This window comes from Parabacteroides sp. AF21-43 (genome assembly GCF_003635435.1).
GTDB lineage: Bacteria > Bacteroidota > Bacteroidia > Bacteroidales > Tannerellaceae > Parabacteroides > Parabacteroides distasonis.
On record NZ_QTMG01000031.1, the window covers coordinates 1 to 14,901 of the forward strand.

The 14,901-nt window shown below is 47.4% G+C and carries 13 protein-coding genes; 6 read left to right on the forward strand and 7 right to left on the reverse strand.

From position 1 onward, the window contains the following. Window positions 1-146: 146 nt before the first annotated feature. The 5 genes from DWX84_RS17795 (at window position 147) to DWX84_RS17815 (ending at window position 5,441) form a co-directional block, all read left to right on the forward strand. Window positions 147-650 carry a DUF4494 domain-containing protein gene (locus tag DWX84_RS17795; protein WP_005855722.1) on the forward strand — a complete coding sequence of 168 codons (504 nt, stop codon included), beginning with the start codon at window positions 147-149 and terminating at the stop codon, window positions 648-650. A gap of 4 nt (window positions 651-654) precedes the next feature. After that, window positions 655-1,323, forward strand: coding sequence for a YggS family pyridoxal phosphate-dependent enzyme (locus DWX84_RS17800; protein ID WP_022193158.1), 669 nt, complete (start codon window positions 655-657; stop codon window positions 1,321-1,323). A 29-nt stretch (window positions 1,324-1,352) separates the two neighbouring features. Beyond that, window positions 1,353-2,330 carry a dihydroorotate dehydrogenase-like protein gene (locus DWX84_RS17805; protein ID WP_005855718.1) on the forward strand — a complete coding sequence of 326 codons (978 nt, stop codon included), beginning with the start codon at window positions 1,353-1,355 and terminating at the stop codon, window positions 2,328-2,330. A 209-nt stretch (window positions 2,331-2,539) separates the two neighbouring features. Continuing rightward, on the forward strand, window positions 2,540-2,905 hold the full coding sequence (locus DWX84_RS17810; RefSeq protein ID WP_005855716.1) for a MarR family winged helix-turn-helix transcriptional regulator: 366 nt from the start codon (window positions 2,540-2,542) through the stop codon (window positions 2,903-2,905). Between the two features lie 67 nt (window positions 2,906-2,972). Then, entirely contained in the window at window positions 2,973-5,441 is a 2,469-nt protein-coding gene (locus tag DWX84_RS17815) for an FAD-dependent oxidoreductase (protein WP_121961304.1), read from the forward strand. Between the two features lie 75 nt (window positions 5,442-5,516). On the opposite strand, the gene serS is transcribed toward DWX84_RS17815, so the two are convergent. The 5 genes from serS to DWX84_RS17840 all read right to left on the reverse strand — a co-directional run bounded on the left by serS (window position 5,517) and on the right by DWX84_RS17840 (window position 11,327). Then, entirely contained in the window at window positions 5,517-6,791 is a 1,275-nt protein-coding gene (gene serS, locus DWX84_RS17820) for a serine--tRNA ligase (protein ID WP_009276314.1), read from the reverse strand. A 47-nt stretch (window positions 6,792-6,838) separates the two neighbouring features. Next, a complete protein-coding gene (locus DWX84_RS17825; RefSeq protein ID WP_121956657.1) occupies window positions 6,839-7,378 on the reverse strand; it encodes an NlpC/P60 family protein in 540 nt (179 codons plus the stop codon). A 129-nt stretch (window positions 7,379-7,507) separates the two neighbouring features. Continuing rightward, the gene (locus DWX84_RS17830; RefSeq protein WP_011966047.1) at window positions 7,508-8,218 is read right to left on the reverse strand and encodes a LytTR family DNA-binding domain-containing protein; all 711 of its coding nucleotides are present in this window, start codon (window positions 8,216-8,218) and stop codon (window positions 7,508-7,510) included. After that, window positions 8,215-9,237, reverse strand: coding sequence for a sensor histidine kinase (locus DWX84_RS17835; protein ID WP_048928397.1), 1,023 nt, complete (start codon window positions 9,235-9,237; stop codon window positions 8,215-8,217). The genes DWX84_RS17830 and DWX84_RS17835 overlap by 4 nt, the downstream gene beginning before the upstream one ends. 98 nt (window positions 9,238-9,335) lie before the next feature. After that, entirely contained in the window at window positions 9,336-11,327 is a 1,992-nt protein-coding gene (locus DWX84_RS17840; RefSeq protein ID WP_121961305.1) for a glycoside hydrolase family 97 protein, read from the reverse strand. An 82-nt stretch (window positions 11,328-11,409) separates the two neighbouring features. Here DWX84_RS17840 and DWX84_RS17845 point away from each other — a divergent pair, with 82 nt between their 5' ends. Then, a complete protein-coding gene (locus DWX84_RS17845; protein ID WP_121961306.1) occupies window positions 11,410-13,149 on the forward strand; it encodes an SGNH/GDSL hydrolase family protein in 1,740 nt (579 codons plus the stop codon). 12 nt (window positions 13,150-13,161) lie between these two features. Here DWX84_RS17845 and DWX84_RS17850 read toward each other — a convergent pair whose 3' ends face one another. Together DWX84_RS17850 and tsaD are read right to left on the reverse strand one after the other, a co-directional pair. Next, window positions 13,162-13,698, reverse strand: a complete 537-nt coding sequence (locus DWX84_RS17850; RefSeq protein WP_005865405.1) for a CinA family protein — start codon at window positions 13,696-13,698, stop codon at window positions 13,162-13,164. 62 nt (window positions 13,699-13,760) lie between these two features. Then, the gene (gene tsaD / locus DWX84_RS17855) at window positions 13,761-14,780 is read right to left on the reverse strand and encodes a tRNA (adenosine(37)-N6)-threonylcarbamoyltransferase complex transferase subunit TsaD (RefSeq protein WP_005865403.1); all 1,020 of its coding nucleotides are present in this window, start codon (window positions 14,778-14,780) and stop codon (window positions 13,761-13,763) included. Window positions 14,781-14,901: the final 121 nt, after the last annotated feature.

A 14,901-nucleotide genomic window follows, 5' to 3' on the forward strand; every position in this document is an offset into this window, starting at 1 on the left:
TTTTAAATTCCAACTGAAAACAAACACGCGAAATTAGACATCCTGACAAATTATATCTTTTGCGGCAAGTTGTTTTATTGACGAATAGCCACTATATTTGTACGTTGTTTTAAACAGAGTACAGACTAAATTAAAAAGTAAAGCATATGCACAATTGGTTTGAATGTAAGGTCTCTTACGAGAAAATGCTGGAAAATGGCATGCAGAAAAAAGTAACCGAGCCTTACTTGGTAGACGCCCTGTCTTTTACGGAAGCGGAAGCTCGCATCATCGAGGAGATCCGCCCCTTCATCACGGGTGAATTCACGGTAACAGACATCAAACGAGCTCGTTTATCCGAATTATTCTTCAACGAGAATGGTGATCGGTTCTATAAGATCAAGGTTTATTTTATCACGTTGGACGAGAAGAGCGGAGCGGAAAAGAAAACCGCCGCACAAATGCTTGCCCAAGCCACTACGCTGAAAGAGGCCATCGCCGTATTGGAAGATGGAATGAAGGGTACATTGGCGGATTATACCATCGCCTCGGTAACGGAAACCCAGTTGATGGATGTATTCCCATTCGATGCGAACAGTATTCCCGGCGAGAAGAAAAGTGGCGAGGAACTGATAGCGGAGCAAAAACAACAAGCTGAACAAAGAGGATAAAAACATGAGTATCGCTCAAAACATAGTACAACTGAAAACGTCGCTCCCGCAAGGGGTGACGTTGGTTGCCGTCTCTAAGTTTCACCCGGTGGAGGCTCTATGGGAGGCTTACAACGCCGGACAGCGGGTGTTTGGCGAAAGCAGGGCACAGGAACTGAGCGCCAAGCAAAAAGTACTACCTGAGGATATCGAATGGCATTTTATCGGCCCGTTACAAAGCAATAAGGTAAAAGATATCGCTCCTTTTATTCATTTGATCCATAGCATAGACTCCTTGAAGCTTTTGGCTGAGGTGAATAAACAAGCGAAAAAACACGACCGCACGATCCGGGTATTATTGGAGATCCATGTGGCGCAAGAGGAATCCAAGCACGGACTCAGTCCTGAGGAATGCAAGGAGTTGTTGCGTGACGAGTCCTTGGCCGAATTCCAGCATATTCGTATTTGCGGATTGATGGGCATGGCTACCAATACCGATGATACGGGGTTGATACGGGAAGAATTCCGCAAGATCCATGATTTATTTATCGAACTGAAAGAGACGCTCTGTAAAGATAATGTCGATTTCAAGGAGATATCCATGGGGATGAGCCACGATTACCCGATCGCTATCCAAGAAGGAAGCACCTTGATACGGGTGGGTACCAGTATCTTTGGCGAACGGGAATATTAAAGTAATTATTAAATCTAAATATAGGCAACATGATTGACATTAAAACCCAATACGCGGGGTTAACACTTCGCAATCCGATTATCGTAGGGAGCTCCGGACTCACCAATAAGGCGGAACGTAACAGGGATTTTGAGAAAGCAGGTGCTGGAGCTATCGTATTGAAATCTCTTTTCGAAGAGCAGATCGAGATGCAGAGCGAGGCTTTGATGCAAGACTCCGATTACCCCGAAGCGGCGGATTATATCCGTGGTTATGTAAAAGCGAATCAAGTAAATGATTATCTGGAACTGATCAAGAAGAGCAAGGAATTATGTACGATCCCCATTATCGCCAGCATCAATTGCTATAAGGCGGACGCTTGGATCGACTTTGCCCGCCAAATTGAGTTAGCGGGAGCGGACGCTTTGGAATTGAACGTGTTCTTCATGGAAACCGAACTGACCGAAGATTTCGAGAGTATCCGGGATACGTATGTCAGTATCATCCGCAAGGTAAAAGAGACCGTATCGATTCCGGTTATCATGAAGATCGGAAAGAATTACAGCAATATTCCTTCACTGGTTAATTTGTTGAAAGTAAACGGTGCTGATGGTGTCGTGCTATTCAATCGTTTCTACCAGCCGGATATCGACATCAATAATATGCAGATCGTTTCAGGTAATGTATTTAGCAATCATTCCGATTTGAGTGACACGATTCGCTGGACGGCTATCGTATCCGGAAAGATCCCGGGAATCAGTATCGCTTCCTCTACCGGTGTGCATGATTGGGAAGATGTCGTTAAATGTCTATTGGCCGGCGCTTCCGCCGTACAGATGTGTAGCGCTGTCTATACACATGGAGCGGAAATCATCTCCCAAGTATTGACTTGCGTGGAAGAGTGGATGCATCAGGCACATTACCAATCCCTTTCCCAATTCCAAGGCAAATTGAATTACGCCAATATCCCGAACCCGGCGATGTATGAGCGTTCACAATTCATGAAATATTTCTCCAACAGAGATTAAAAGAAATACCTAGTAGTAGAGACGGGGCGTGCCCCGTCTCATCCCAGCTAAATGGTAACTTAAAGATACTATTCAGACGGTGATGAGACGGGGCACGCCCTGTCTCTACTATAGGGTAATATACAATAGTCTTAATTATTTTCCACTAGAAAGTATTTTTATTAGAAAATAGTTATATCTTTGCATCATCAAACAAGTTATAAAGAAATATGGAACCAATTTGCGCCATAAAGGATATCTATAAGATACTGTACCAGTTCGAGAAAAATTTCTCGGAAGTACATGCTATCACCATCAACGAGGCCATGTTGCTTTGTTGCTTAAAGGATAATGAGGCAAAGTCGGCAGGAATGATTTGCGATTATATCGGTCTTTCAAACTCCCGGGTCTCAAAGGTGATCACCTCTGTCGAGAACAAGGGGTTTATCCGCAGGAACATCAATAAAGAGGATAAGCGGCAAATGTTTTTCTCGCTCACCCCAAAAGGGAAAGAGAAAATACAACAGATGATGCAGGCCGAGCTAAACATGGACAGCCTGTTCAATCAACTCAAGGAATACATACAAAAGGGATGAATCCCTTTTTTTAACTAATTATTGTCTACTAACAAATATGTATAATATAAATTAAATATAAACGGATATGAAGTACTTGATTATTGGAGGTGTAGCCGGTGGAGCTACCGTAGCAGCCCGGCTGCGTAGGATGGACGAGAAAGCGGAAATCATCCTTTTCGAACGTGGAAAATATGTTTCTTACGCAAACTGTGGATTACCTTATTATATAGGAGACACGATCAACGACCGGAATAAATTATTCGTACAAACCGTGAAAGGCTTCACGGATCGATTCCGCATCGATATCCGTACGGAGCAGGAAGCAACCCGAATCCTTCCCGAATCCAAGCAAGTGGAGGTAAAGAAACTCGGCACAGGAGAAACCTACACGGAGACTTACGATAAACTAGTGCTCTCTCCCGGTGCGGAGCCTTTGCGTCCACGCATCGAAGGAATCGAGAGTAAAAAGATATTCACGTTACGTAACGTGCCGGATACGGACACGATCAAGAATTACGTGAACACGGAAAAGCCCCGTACCGCCGTTGTTGTAGGGGGTGGTTTCATCGGCTTGGAGATGGCGGAGAATTTGCATGAGCTGGGTATCCATGTCACCGTCGTGGAAATGGCTAACCAAGTGATGGCACCCCTCGACTATTCCATGGCCGCTATCGTACATCAGCAATTGATCGGCAAGCAGGTAGGCTTGATGCTGGAAGATGGCGTATCTCGTTTCGAGGAGACTTCCAGAGGCGTGACCGTTCATTTGAAAAGAGGGAAGCAGATCCCGGCGGATATGGTTTTATTGAGTATCGGTGTCCGTCCGGAAACCCGATTGGCCAAGGAAGCGGGACTTACGATCGGAGCACTCGGCGGTATCGCTGTCAATGAATATATGCAGACCTCGAACCCGGATATTTATGCGTTGGGAGATGCCGTGGAAGTACGCCACCTCGTGACAGGCAAACCAGCCTTGATCCCATTGGCGGGTCCAGCGAATAAGCAAGGACGTATCGTAGCCGATAATATCGTATCCGGCAATAAGGAAACTTATGACGGGACGATGGGAACCTCTATCGCCAAGGTATTCGACTTGACGGTCGCCACGGCGGGAGCTAACGCTAAGCTGTTGAAACGGGAAGGAATCGCTTATCAATCCTCCTATACGCATGGAGCCTCGCATGCGGGATATTACCCGGGAGCCGTGCCTTTATCGATCAAGATATTGTTCGCACCGGAAGACGGACGACTGTTAGGGGCGCAAGTCGTAGGTTTCGGAGGCGTAGACAAACGGATTGAGATGTTAGCGCAAGTGATCCAGCGGAAAGGTACGGTCTACGACCTGGCAGAGTTAGAACATGCGTACGCTCCTCCTTATTCAGCCGCTAAAGATCCCGTAAATATGGCCGGATTCGTAGCGGAGAACCTACTTACGGGAAAAGCGAAAGCGATTCAGTGGAGAGAGATCCAGAACTTATCGCCAGATACCGTACGTATCGATGTCCGTACCCGTGACGAGTACAGCTTAGGGACAATCCCCGGCTTCATCAATATCCCGGTTGATGAGTTAAGAGAACATTTGGCGGAACTGCCCAAGGATACACCGATCGTAGTAACTTGCGCCGTTGGATTAAGGGGCTATTTGGCTTATCGCATCCTGACTCAAAATGGCTTCACGAATGTCCGGAACCTATCCGGTGGTTACAAGACTTGGAGTGTAGCGACAGCAAAGATCAAGAATGAGCCGGCCTGCGCACCTTGTTCGTCCGAAGCTGTTTCTGATAAGGCATCTGGTAAAAGTAGCTCTTGCAAATCGGCTACGGCAGCTACGACGATTAAGGTAGACGCTTGCGGATTAATGTGTCCGGGACCGATCATGCAGTTGAAAAAGAACTATGAGAACTTGCGGGAAGATGAGTCATTGGAAATCACCGCAACAGATCAGGCTTTCGGAAAAGATGTCTCTTCATGGTGCAAGATAACCGGGGCAGAGTTAGTCTCTCTGGAAAATAAGGGAGGCACGATCGCCGCCACGGTACGAAAAAAAAAAGCTGAATGCAAAATAGCGACAGGTGGTAATAGTGCCGACAACAAGACATTGATCGTTTTCAGCGATGACCTCGATAAGGCGTTGGCCTCATTCGTCATAGCGAACGGGGCTGCCTCCACCGGAAAGAAGGTGACTATGTTCTTTACTTTCTGGGGACTTAACGTGATTAAGAAACGGGAAAAACCTGCCGTATCAAAAGATATCTTCGGCAAGATGTTTGGCTGGATGCTTCCGGCAAATAGCAAAAAGCTGAAACTATCTAAAATGAATATGGGTGGAGCCGGCAGTTGGATGATGCGCCTTATCATGAGGAAGAAACGGATCGACAGCTTGGAAAGCCTTATGGCACAAGCCGTAGAGAATGGTATCGAGATGATCGCCTGCACGATGAGCATGGACGTAATGGGTGTCAAAAAAGAAGAACTGATGGATAACGTTGTCCTAGGAGGCGTAGCCACCTATCTGGAACGTGCGGAAGATGCGAACGTAAACTTATTCATCTAATTCATTCAAAAAAAATATCCCAGCATACCCACAATAAGGACAATGCTGGGATATTTTATATAAATGATCTGATGCTTATTTAATCATATCAAACCCAGTGTAAGGGATCAACGCTTTCGGGATGCGGATACCTTCGGGGGTTTGGTTGTTTTCCAATAAGGCGGCTACGATGCGAGGTAAAGCCAAGGCACTACCATTCAAGGTATGGCAAAGTTGCGTTTTCTTATTCTCGTCACGATAGCGGCATTTCAAGCGGTTGGCTTGATACGTATCGAAGTTGGACACGGAGCTAACTTCCAACCAGCGTTGTTGTGCCTCGGAATACACCTCGAAGTCAAAGCAAAGGGCAGCCGTGAAACTCATATCACCCCCACAAAGACGAAGGATGCGATACGGCAACTCCAACTTCTGAAGTAATCCCTCCACATGATTCAACATCTCTTGGTGAGATTGCTTAGAGTGCTCCGGTTTATCGATCCGAACCAACTCCACCTTAGAAAATTCGTGCAAACGATTCAAACCGCGTACATCCTTGCCATAAGATCCGGCCTCACGACGGAAGCATTGTGTATAAGCGCAATTCTTGATCGGTAACTGCTTCTCATCCAGAATGACATCCCGGTAAATATTTGTCACGGGCACCTCCGCCGTCGGGATCAAATATAGGTCGTCTACCTCGCAATGATACATCTGTCCCTCCTTATCCGGAAGCTGTCCCGTACCATAACCGGAAGCCGAGTTCACCACCGTAGGCGGCATGATCTCCAAGTAACCGGCGTCACGGGCCTCATCCAAGAAGAAGTTGATCAACGCACGTTGCAAACGAGCGCCCTGTCCTTTATAGACCGGGAAACCAGCTCCCGTGATCTTAACACCCAGATCGAAATCAATCAAATCATATTTCTTCGCCAATTCCCAGTGCGGAAGAGCGTTCTTCGGAAGTTCCGTTTCCATACCTCCCATTTTCTCTACCACATTGTCCTCGGCGGAGGTACCCTCGGGCACCTCATCGTAAGGTACGTTCGGGATCGTATAAAGTAAGTTCTGCAGCTCCTCGGCAGCCTGATCCATCTCAACCTGCAAAGCCTTGCTCACCTCCTTGATCTCGGAAACATGTTTCTTAGCGGCCTCCGCCTCTTCCTTCTTGCCCTCTTTCATTAATTGTCCGATCGACTTAGAGGTTGCGTTTACCTCCGCTAGGTTCTTATCTAATTGATTTTGTGCGATACGTCTTTTATCATTCAATTCCAACACTTTATCGATGCTTTCTTTCGCACCCTTAAAATGTTTCTTTTCCAGTCCACGGATTACGGCATCCGTGTTTTCAGTGATTAATTTGATTGTCAACATATTCTATTTATGTTTAATAGTTTTTCTAAGACGCGAATTTAGTAATTTTATTTTACCCGACCACCCGTTAACCAAGTTCTTGTATAATAAGGTTCGCTAAGGTTACTTACCATCACGCCGCTAGAAGTACTGGTATGGATGAAGCGCCCATTTTTCAAGTAAATCCCCACGTGATTCGGAACGCCACGTTTCCCGCCACGACCCGTCTTGAAAAATACCAGATCTCCTTCCTGCAATTTGGCACGACTCACTTTCTTGCAATTATACTTCAGCATATCCGCCGAGGAACGAGCCAGCTGCTTTCCGTATACCTCCCGATAAACGATCGATACGAAACCGGAGCAATCCACGCCCCGTTTCGTGCTCCCTCCCAATTTATGACGTACACCCAACCAACGGGCCCCCTCGTTGTACAAGAATATATTATCTTCCGGAGTGATACGTACCCCATATAAGCGAGCCAACTCCTTCGGTCCCTTGAAATCGGCGGGCAAAGCTACTTTTTGTTGTTTTTTGCTACCGCACGAGGTCAGACATATAAGCAGGATAAAGATCCGGATAAACCCTAAAGGAATGCTATTCTTCATATCGTTTTCTCTTAATTAAGGCACGAATATACACATAAAGTTTAGAATGCCCATTATAAGGTTCCTACAATGGGCATTGTAAGGTCGTTAGAATGCCCATCGTAAGGAGCTTTGAATGGGCATCCAAGTTCAAGAAGGTTGAGCAGCTTTCAGATAAGCGTTGAACGCCTCTTTGTAGGCATCCGTCACGTGGATGATCTCCTTCCCGATATAAACGCAATTATTCCGGTCGACGGAGCGGATCTTATCCAACGCCACGATATAAGAACGATGTACCCGCATAAAGCGACCGGTAGACAGCATCTCTTCCATGGCCTTCATCGTCACGTGGGTGATAAGCGGACGGGCCTCCCCTTCCAGATAGATCATCACGTAATCCTTCAAGCCCGTCACGTATAATATCCGGGAGATTTCCACCTGCCGCAACTGGCTATCCACCCGCACGAAAAGGCTGCCTCTCTCCTCCTTCACGCTACTCATCTCAAACCATTGGCGGGCCTTCTCCGCAGCTCCGAGAAACTTATGGTATCGGATGGGCTTCAGCAGGAAATCGAGGGCATTCACCTCATAGCTATCAAAGGCATACTCCTTAAAGGCGGTCGTGAAGATCACCCTCGTACCGGGGGGCACCATGCGGGAGAGGTTCAGCCCGTCCAGATCCGGCATCTGAATATCCAAGAAAAGCACGTCCACCGAAGACTCACGCAACGTGGAGAGTGCCAGCACCGGATCATTGAAGGAAGCCGCCAGCCTCAGATAAGGCGTACGGCTTACGAAGTCCTCCAGCATCTTCACCGCCAAGGGCTCATCGTCTACGATCATGCAAGTCAGTGTTTTCATAAGCAGTCTCGAAGTGTTATTTGAACAAAGTAACTATTTTCCCGGAGCGCTTGATCATATCGGTAACGACCGGGATAAGCCAGATCCAGCCTACGCCTCAGGTTTTCCAACCCGATCCCCGATCCGCTACGGTTCACATCCGGTTTCGGATGGTCGCTATTCTCGCAGGTAAAAACAAGGTCATCTCCTTCCGCCTTGAAACGAATACGTACGAACGACGACTTACGGCTATTCACGCCATGCTTGAATGCGTTCTCTATCAAAGAAATAAACAAGAGCGGAACGATCCTCATCGGTTTAATCGGAATCTGCAAATCTACTTCCACGGTAGCCAACTCATTGCAGCGTAATCTCATCAGCTCGATGTAATTATTCATGAACTCGATCTCGCCTTCCACCGGTACCAGCTCATGGTTCGACTCATAGAGCGTATACCGCAGCAAATCGCTCAATTGCCCGATACTTTCTTGCGCCGTATCTTGGTCTATCTGGACCAAGCTGGAAATATTATTCAAGGTATTAAAGAGAAAATGCGGATTCAACTGGTTCTTCAGCCAAGCCAGTTCCGCCTCGGCGTTTTTCTGCCGTTCCTCTTTCAAACGCATCTGCATATCGCCCCAGCGTACGATATAACGGAATCCCACGGCACATCCAACCACTAGCAAATGTAAGAAGAACGCTCCGAAAGCGACCATATACATTCCCGAACGCCATTCGTCCGGGAAATCCGCCTTAGGAGAAAATATCCATAGGTTAGCCCCCGTGATCAATAGCAAATTCATCAACCCAAAGAGCATCTTCCGATCCCGATAAAGCAAATAGGGAACCAATACATAGAAATTAGCGGTGAAAACAATAGCCAACGGAGTAATGAACCCCGTATTAATCTTCCACACCTCGAAAGCCGAACTCGGATTAAAGCGTATGAAAAAATCGATCGCAGGAGGAATCAGCCATAAGGTGATCCACAATAAAGCCTGTCCTCCCGCCAATATATAATCTTGCCTCGTGAGTTTCATAATACGTTTTTTATAAAAGTAAGCGAATCTAACGCCTGCGCCTATGAACGCAAGCGTTTATTCGACGAGTGGCAGGGTCGCTTTAGACGAAAAAAGAATTATCGTTTCTGGATACGAGCCGCATAGCCTCCACCGGGAGCCATATGGATCTTTAATTTGCGATCTGTCGGGACTGGGATTACCTCTTTCTTATAATCACGGGCAGCACGATCGGCATTTATGCCATCCTTGAATAATTCCAAAGTATAATCACCTTCGCCCAAGAAAGACAAGTCTAAATCCAGCTCCCTCGGCGTCCAGTTGGTCAACGCCCCGATATACCAATCATTACCATGACGGCGGGCGATCGCTACATACTCGGAGACCTTTCCATCCAATGAGACCGTCTCATCCCAGATAGTGGGAATGTTAGAGATAAACTCCGTACATTCCTTTTCCCTCCTGTAATTAGACGGAGCATCGCACAGCATATTGAAAGGAGACTCGAAGATCACGTAAGTAGCCAACTGGCGGCAACGGGTTCCTTGGCTCATCGGCTCCGAGTTTACCGGGCGATAATTACCTTTAACGGCGTTACGCATAGCGCCTTGCGTATAATCCATCGGGCCGGCGATCATACGGATGAATGGGATCGTGACATCGTACGTCACCATATCGTAAGACTCGGGAGACCATTTCAGTTGCTCTAAGCCATTCACACCCTCATAGTTCAATACGTTCGGATAGGTCCGTTGAAGACCTGTCGGCTTGAATACACCATGGAAATCCACAAGCATCTTATATTTCGCGCATACCTCGGAGGCCTCATAAACAAAGTTCACCATTTCCTGATCGTCACGATCCAAGAAATCCACCTTGAAGCCTTTCACGCCCATATCCGAATAATGCTTCACGACATTCTCCATATCACGGGCGAAAGCCCAATAACCCGCCCAAAGGATAATTCCGACATTCTTGAACTTACCGTAATCCACCAATTCTTGAAGATCGATCTCCGGTATTACTTGCATCATGTCCGCTTGCAGGTTCACGGCCCAGCCCTCATCCAAGATTACGTACTCGATGCCATGCTCGGCGGCGAAGTCGATATAATATTTATAGGTGGGATTATTGATTCCGGCACGGAAATCCACACCGTATAGATTCCAGTCGTTCCACCAATCCCAAGCCACCTTACCCGGCTTGATCCAAGAGATATCGTTTACCCGGGAGGGAGAAGCCAGGCGGTAGACCATATCGCAATCGGCCAACTCCTTATCATTCCGGGAGATTATAAACGCACGCCAAGGGAAAGAACGGGTTCCGGATGTTTTGGCGATATAGTTCTCACGCTCTTTCACCAACATCTGTAACTGATTATGGCCGCCTTGCTCCTTCACTTTCGGATAAGGCGCATGAACCGCTTTCAAGGAAGTTTTTCCCGTCTCGTTATTCAAGAACATCCCGGGAAAATCCTCTAGATCGGCTTCCGTGATACAGACCTTGCGACCGTCTCCCAGATCCACCAAAAGAGGCAGGATCTTCAGGCGTTTATCATTTAGGCTAGAGATCGTCTCGTTTACGTAGGGCTGCTCGAAGGAGTTGAAGAATTGCTCCTCGAACGTCGGCTTCGTACTATTCACGTAAGCGGTGAATGTCTTATAATCCGAGGGGAAGTTATAGACGGCCTCCTCGTCGGCGATAACGATCGGTTCCTTTCTTTTCGTCGTGAAACGGTAAGCGACTCCATCGTTATACACCCTAAAAACCAGCCCGTAGTTTCCCCGGAACGAGATTTGCATCTCATTATAGATATCCTTTACTACGTCCTTCTTATAGAACGGAGAGGGTATTTCCTTGTCTACCGAGGTCTTCGTCACTTTCAAGACTTTCGGGTTAGCACCAAGTACCTCACCTCCTTGTAAAGTCATAGATACGGTAGAATTCATCACCTCCGAATGATCCTGTACGATAGCGAAAGTGACTTTATCGGCTACCGTAACCTCCACCTTTATATCCCGGTTCGGAGACTGGACTTGGTAATTCTTCTGGGCGATCGACGGGATAGCGCCCATTAAAAAGAGAAAAGCAAATAGAATGTTTTTACTCATGGTTTATTGATTTAAGTTTGTTTATGAATACAAATATATATTATCTTTGTCATATTCATAACAAAAAACAAATAATACCGAAATGATGAGACTTCACAAAATCCTCTTAACGCTCGTATGTTTCACGGTTCTCTCCGCTCACGCACAATGGAAATGGCTCAACCCGCTCGAATGTGGATTCCCTGTCATACAAAACCAAGGATGGACCGAAGAGATCGGAGACCGTTACGTTCGGCTTCCCCAAAGAGCCGAAGGCAAGGTACGTAAACCCGTCTGGGATTTATCGCGCAACTCCGCCGGGTTGGCGATTCATTTTTTCAGCAACGCCCCTGAACTAAAAGTACGCTATCAAGTAAGTGGACCGCTGAATATGCCACATATGCCCACGACAGGCGTATCCGGTGTAGATCTATATAGTATCGATAGCGATGGCCAATGGAGATTTTATTTCGGCGGTTATCCTTCCGGAGATACGCTTCAATATCATTATACGAACATAGGCAAAGATATGTATCATGACAGGGGCTATGAGTTCCGCCTCTACCTGCCTCCTTATAATACGATAAAGTGGTTGGAAATCGGCGTGCCCGAAAACGATGAGCTTACGTTTATCCCCGTATCGCCCGAGAAACCGATTCTTTTATACGGAACCTCGATCGCCCAAGGCGCATGCGCCTCTCGCCCGGGCATGACTTGGGGCACGATCTTGCAGCGTTCTCTGGGATATCCGCTTATCAACCTAGGCTTCTCCGGTAACGGACGTTTAGAGAAAGAGGTATTGGATTTTATTTGTGAGATAGACGCACGCCTTTATATCCTTGACTGCCTGCCCAACCTCACGCCAAAGAGCAAAGATGAGATCACGCAACTCGTATCGGACGCAGTCAAGCAAATACGTGCCACCCACTCCTCTCCGATCTTATTAGTGGAGCATGCCGGATATAGCAACGCACTCGCTGACGATACGAAGTTACAAGATTATACACGCATGAACGAAGGAGCTAAAAAAGCATTCGAGGAATTGCAGGCACAAGGGATAAAAGATATCTACTACCTTACACGAGAAGAGTTGGGACCGCACCCGGACGCTTGGGTAGATTACGTCCATCCTTCCGACTGGGGCATGGAAACACAGGCGAACGCCGTAGAGCGGAAAGTACGGGAAATATTACGCATCCCCGAAGGTAATCTCTCCACTACACAGCCTGTCACCCAGCGCCGGGAACCCAATAATTACGAATGGCAAAAACGTCACCGGGATATTCTCTCGCTGAATCAAAGCAACCCGCCTCGACGGGTGATCCTAGGTAATTCCATCACGCATTTCTGGGGAGGAGAGCCCAAAGGACCGTCCGTGCGAGGTATGGAAACATGGGAGAAAATCATGCGTCCGGCTGGATTCCACAATCTCGGATATGGTTTCGACCGTATCGAGAACGTACTTTGGAGAGTCTATCATGGTGAATTGGATGGATACAAGGCTGAGGAAGTAGTATTGATGATCGGCACGAATAACATCGGAATCAACAATGACAACGAGATCGTGGAAGGCATTCGTTTCTTGCTTTCCGCCATCAAGCAACGGCAGCCGGAGGCCAAGATCAAGGTAATCGGCATCTTGCCCCGCCGCAACCAAGAAGAACGGGTAAGGAATCTCAATCTCCGCATCCGTCAAATGGTCGAGACCGGATGGTACACGTTCAAGAACCCGGGTACGAAGTTGCTTCAGGAAGACGGCAAGATAAACGAATCCTTATTCTCAGACGGATTACACCCGAACGAGGAAGGCTATAAACAAATCGTGGACGAGATCGCCCATTAAGCGATAGTCCCTTTACTCACGAATCAATCCGAGCAACATACGCAACGCCGCCTCTGCCGACAAGCGAATGTTCTCCATACGAGGATTCTCCCCGAAATGATAGCACTCGGAGAGAATCCTTTCCTCATAAGCGGCGGCGATCCAGACCGTTCCTACCGGTTTCGAGGGAGTCCCGCCTCCCGGCCCGGCGATCCCGGAGGTAGCGACGGCACAATCACATCCCAATACCCGCATAGTTCCACGGGCCATCTGCTCCACGACCGGCTGGCTTACGGCCCCGAAAGTGTTCAAGTCCGCCTCGGAGACACCGAGCACATGATGCTTCACCTCGTTGCAATAGGCTACCACGCCCCCGGTGAAGTATTCCGAGCTGCCCGCCATGGAGGTTATCATGCTGGCGATCTTTCCGCCTGTACAACTCTCTGCCGTACCCATCATCAGGTGTCCTGATTTGAGTGCGTCCGCTACTTCTAACTCTATTGGTAAATCATCTACTTCCATTGTTATAATGATACTAGGAGTTTCATTATGGGAAAACAATAGTTTCATTAGGAAGAAACTTTTGTTTTCCCTAGAAGAAACTTTTGTTTCTCTATAGTAAAACTATTTTCCTATAAGACAACCCTAGAAAAAGGAGCGGCATCCATCGGACAGAACTCCTTATCCATATACTTATAATATCCCGTGATAGCTACCATAGCGGCGTTATCCGTGGTGAACGAGAACTTCGGGATATGCACTTTCCAGCCATAACGTTTGGCGTGATCCAAGAATGCCTCACGCAAACCGGAATTGGCCGATACACCTCCGGCGACGGCTACTTCCTTTATATGCAAATCCTTCGCCGCCTTACGCAATTTACTCATCAAGATATCGATTACCGTAGCTTGCAAGGAAGCGCATAGGTCTCGCTTGTTCTTCTCGATAAAATCCGGATCATCTTTCAAATGATCACGCAAGGTATATAAGAAGGAAGTCTTCAGGCCACTGAAGCTATAGTCATATCCGGGGATATGCGGCTTGCTGAACGTAAAGGCATTCGGATTGCCCTCGTTCGCCAAACGATTCACGACTGGGCCACCGGGATAACCCAGTCCCATCACCTTGGCGCATTTGTCGAAAGCCTCTCCCGCTGCGTCGTCGATCGTCTGGCCGATCACCTCCATATCATTATAAGCGTTCACCTTTATGATTTGCGAGTTACCGCCCGAAACCAACAAGCAAAGGAAAGGAAACGACGGAGCATGGTCGTCGTCCGGAGTCTCCTTGATAAAATGAGCCAACACGTGAGCCTGTAAATGATTGACCTCGATCATCGGGATATCCAAGGAAGCGGCCAACCCCTTGGCGAACGAGGTCCCGACCAATAAAGAACCCATCAAACCCGGCCCACGAGTAAACGCCACGGCACTCAACTCGGACTTATCGATGCCGGCACGCTTGATGGCCTCGGCTACTACCGGAATGATATTCTGCTGATGGGCACGGGAAGCCAACTCGGGGACAACCCCGCCATAGGCCTCATGAACGGCTTGACTGGCTATTACGTTGGACAGCATCACGCCGTCACGGATCACCGAAGAGGAAGTGTCATCGCAAGAAGACTCGATTCCTAATATCGTTATACTCATATCTTCATTCTTTTTTCCGCGAATTAACGAAATCTATCGCGATATTGTTGTAGATTTGCGCTAAATAAATAGAAAAGATATCAGAGGACTTAAATACATAATCATTACCCTGCTTACATTA

What these genes read in the sequence shown, in the direction of transcription:
- DWX84_RS17795 (WP_005855722.1), top strand. Translation starts at nt 147, where the DNA reads ATGCACAATTGGTTTGAATGTAAGGTCTCTTACGAGAAAATGCTGGAA.
- DWX84_RS17800 (WP_022193158.1), top strand. Translation starts at nt 655, where the DNA reads ATGAGTATCGCTCAAAACATAGTACAACTGAAAACGTCGCTCCCGCAA.
- DWX84_RS17805 (WP_005855718.1), top strand. Translation starts at nt 1,353, where the DNA reads ATGATTGACATTAAAACCCAATACGCGGGGTTAACACTTCGCAATCCG.
- DWX84_RS17810 (WP_005855716.1), top strand. Translation starts at nt 2,540, where the DNA reads ATGGAACCAATTTGCGCCATAAAGGATATCTATAAGATACTGTACCAG.
- DWX84_RS17815 (WP_121961304.1), top strand. Translation starts at nt 2,973, where the DNA reads ATGAAGTACTTGATTATTGGAGGTGTAGCCGGTGGAGCTACCGTAGCA.
- serS (WP_009276314.1), bottom strand. Translation starts at nt 6,791, where the DNA reads ATGTTGACAATCAAATTAATCACTGAAAACACGGATGCCGTAATCCGT.
- DWX84_RS17825 (WP_121956657.1), bottom strand. Translation starts at nt 7,378, where the DNA reads ATGAAGAATAGCATTCCTTTAGGGTTTATCCGGATCTTTATCCTGCTT.
- DWX84_RS17830 (WP_011966047.1), bottom strand. Translation starts at nt 8,218, where the DNA reads ATGAAAACACTGACTTGCATGATCGTAGACGATGAGCCCTTGGCGGTG.
- DWX84_RS17835 (WP_048928397.1), bottom strand. Translation starts at nt 9,237, where the DNA reads ATGAAACTCACGAGGCAAGATTATATATTGGCGGGAGGACAGGCTTTA.
- DWX84_RS17840 (WP_121961305.1), bottom strand. Translation starts at nt 11,327, where the DNA reads ATGAGTAAAAACATTCTATTTGCTTTTCTCTTTTTAATGGGCGCTATC.
- DWX84_RS17845 (WP_121961306.1), top strand. Translation starts at nt 11,410, where the DNA reads ATGATGAGACTTCACAAAATCCTCTTAACGCTCGTATGTTTCACGGTT.
- DWX84_RS17850 (WP_005865405.1), bottom strand. Translation starts at nt 13,698, where the DNA reads ATGAAACTATTGTTTTCCCATAATGAAACTCCTAGTATCATTATAACA.
- tsaD (WP_005865403.1), bottom strand. Translation starts at nt 14,780, where the DNA reads ATGAGTATAACGATATTAGGAATCGAGTCTTCTTGCGATGACACTTCC.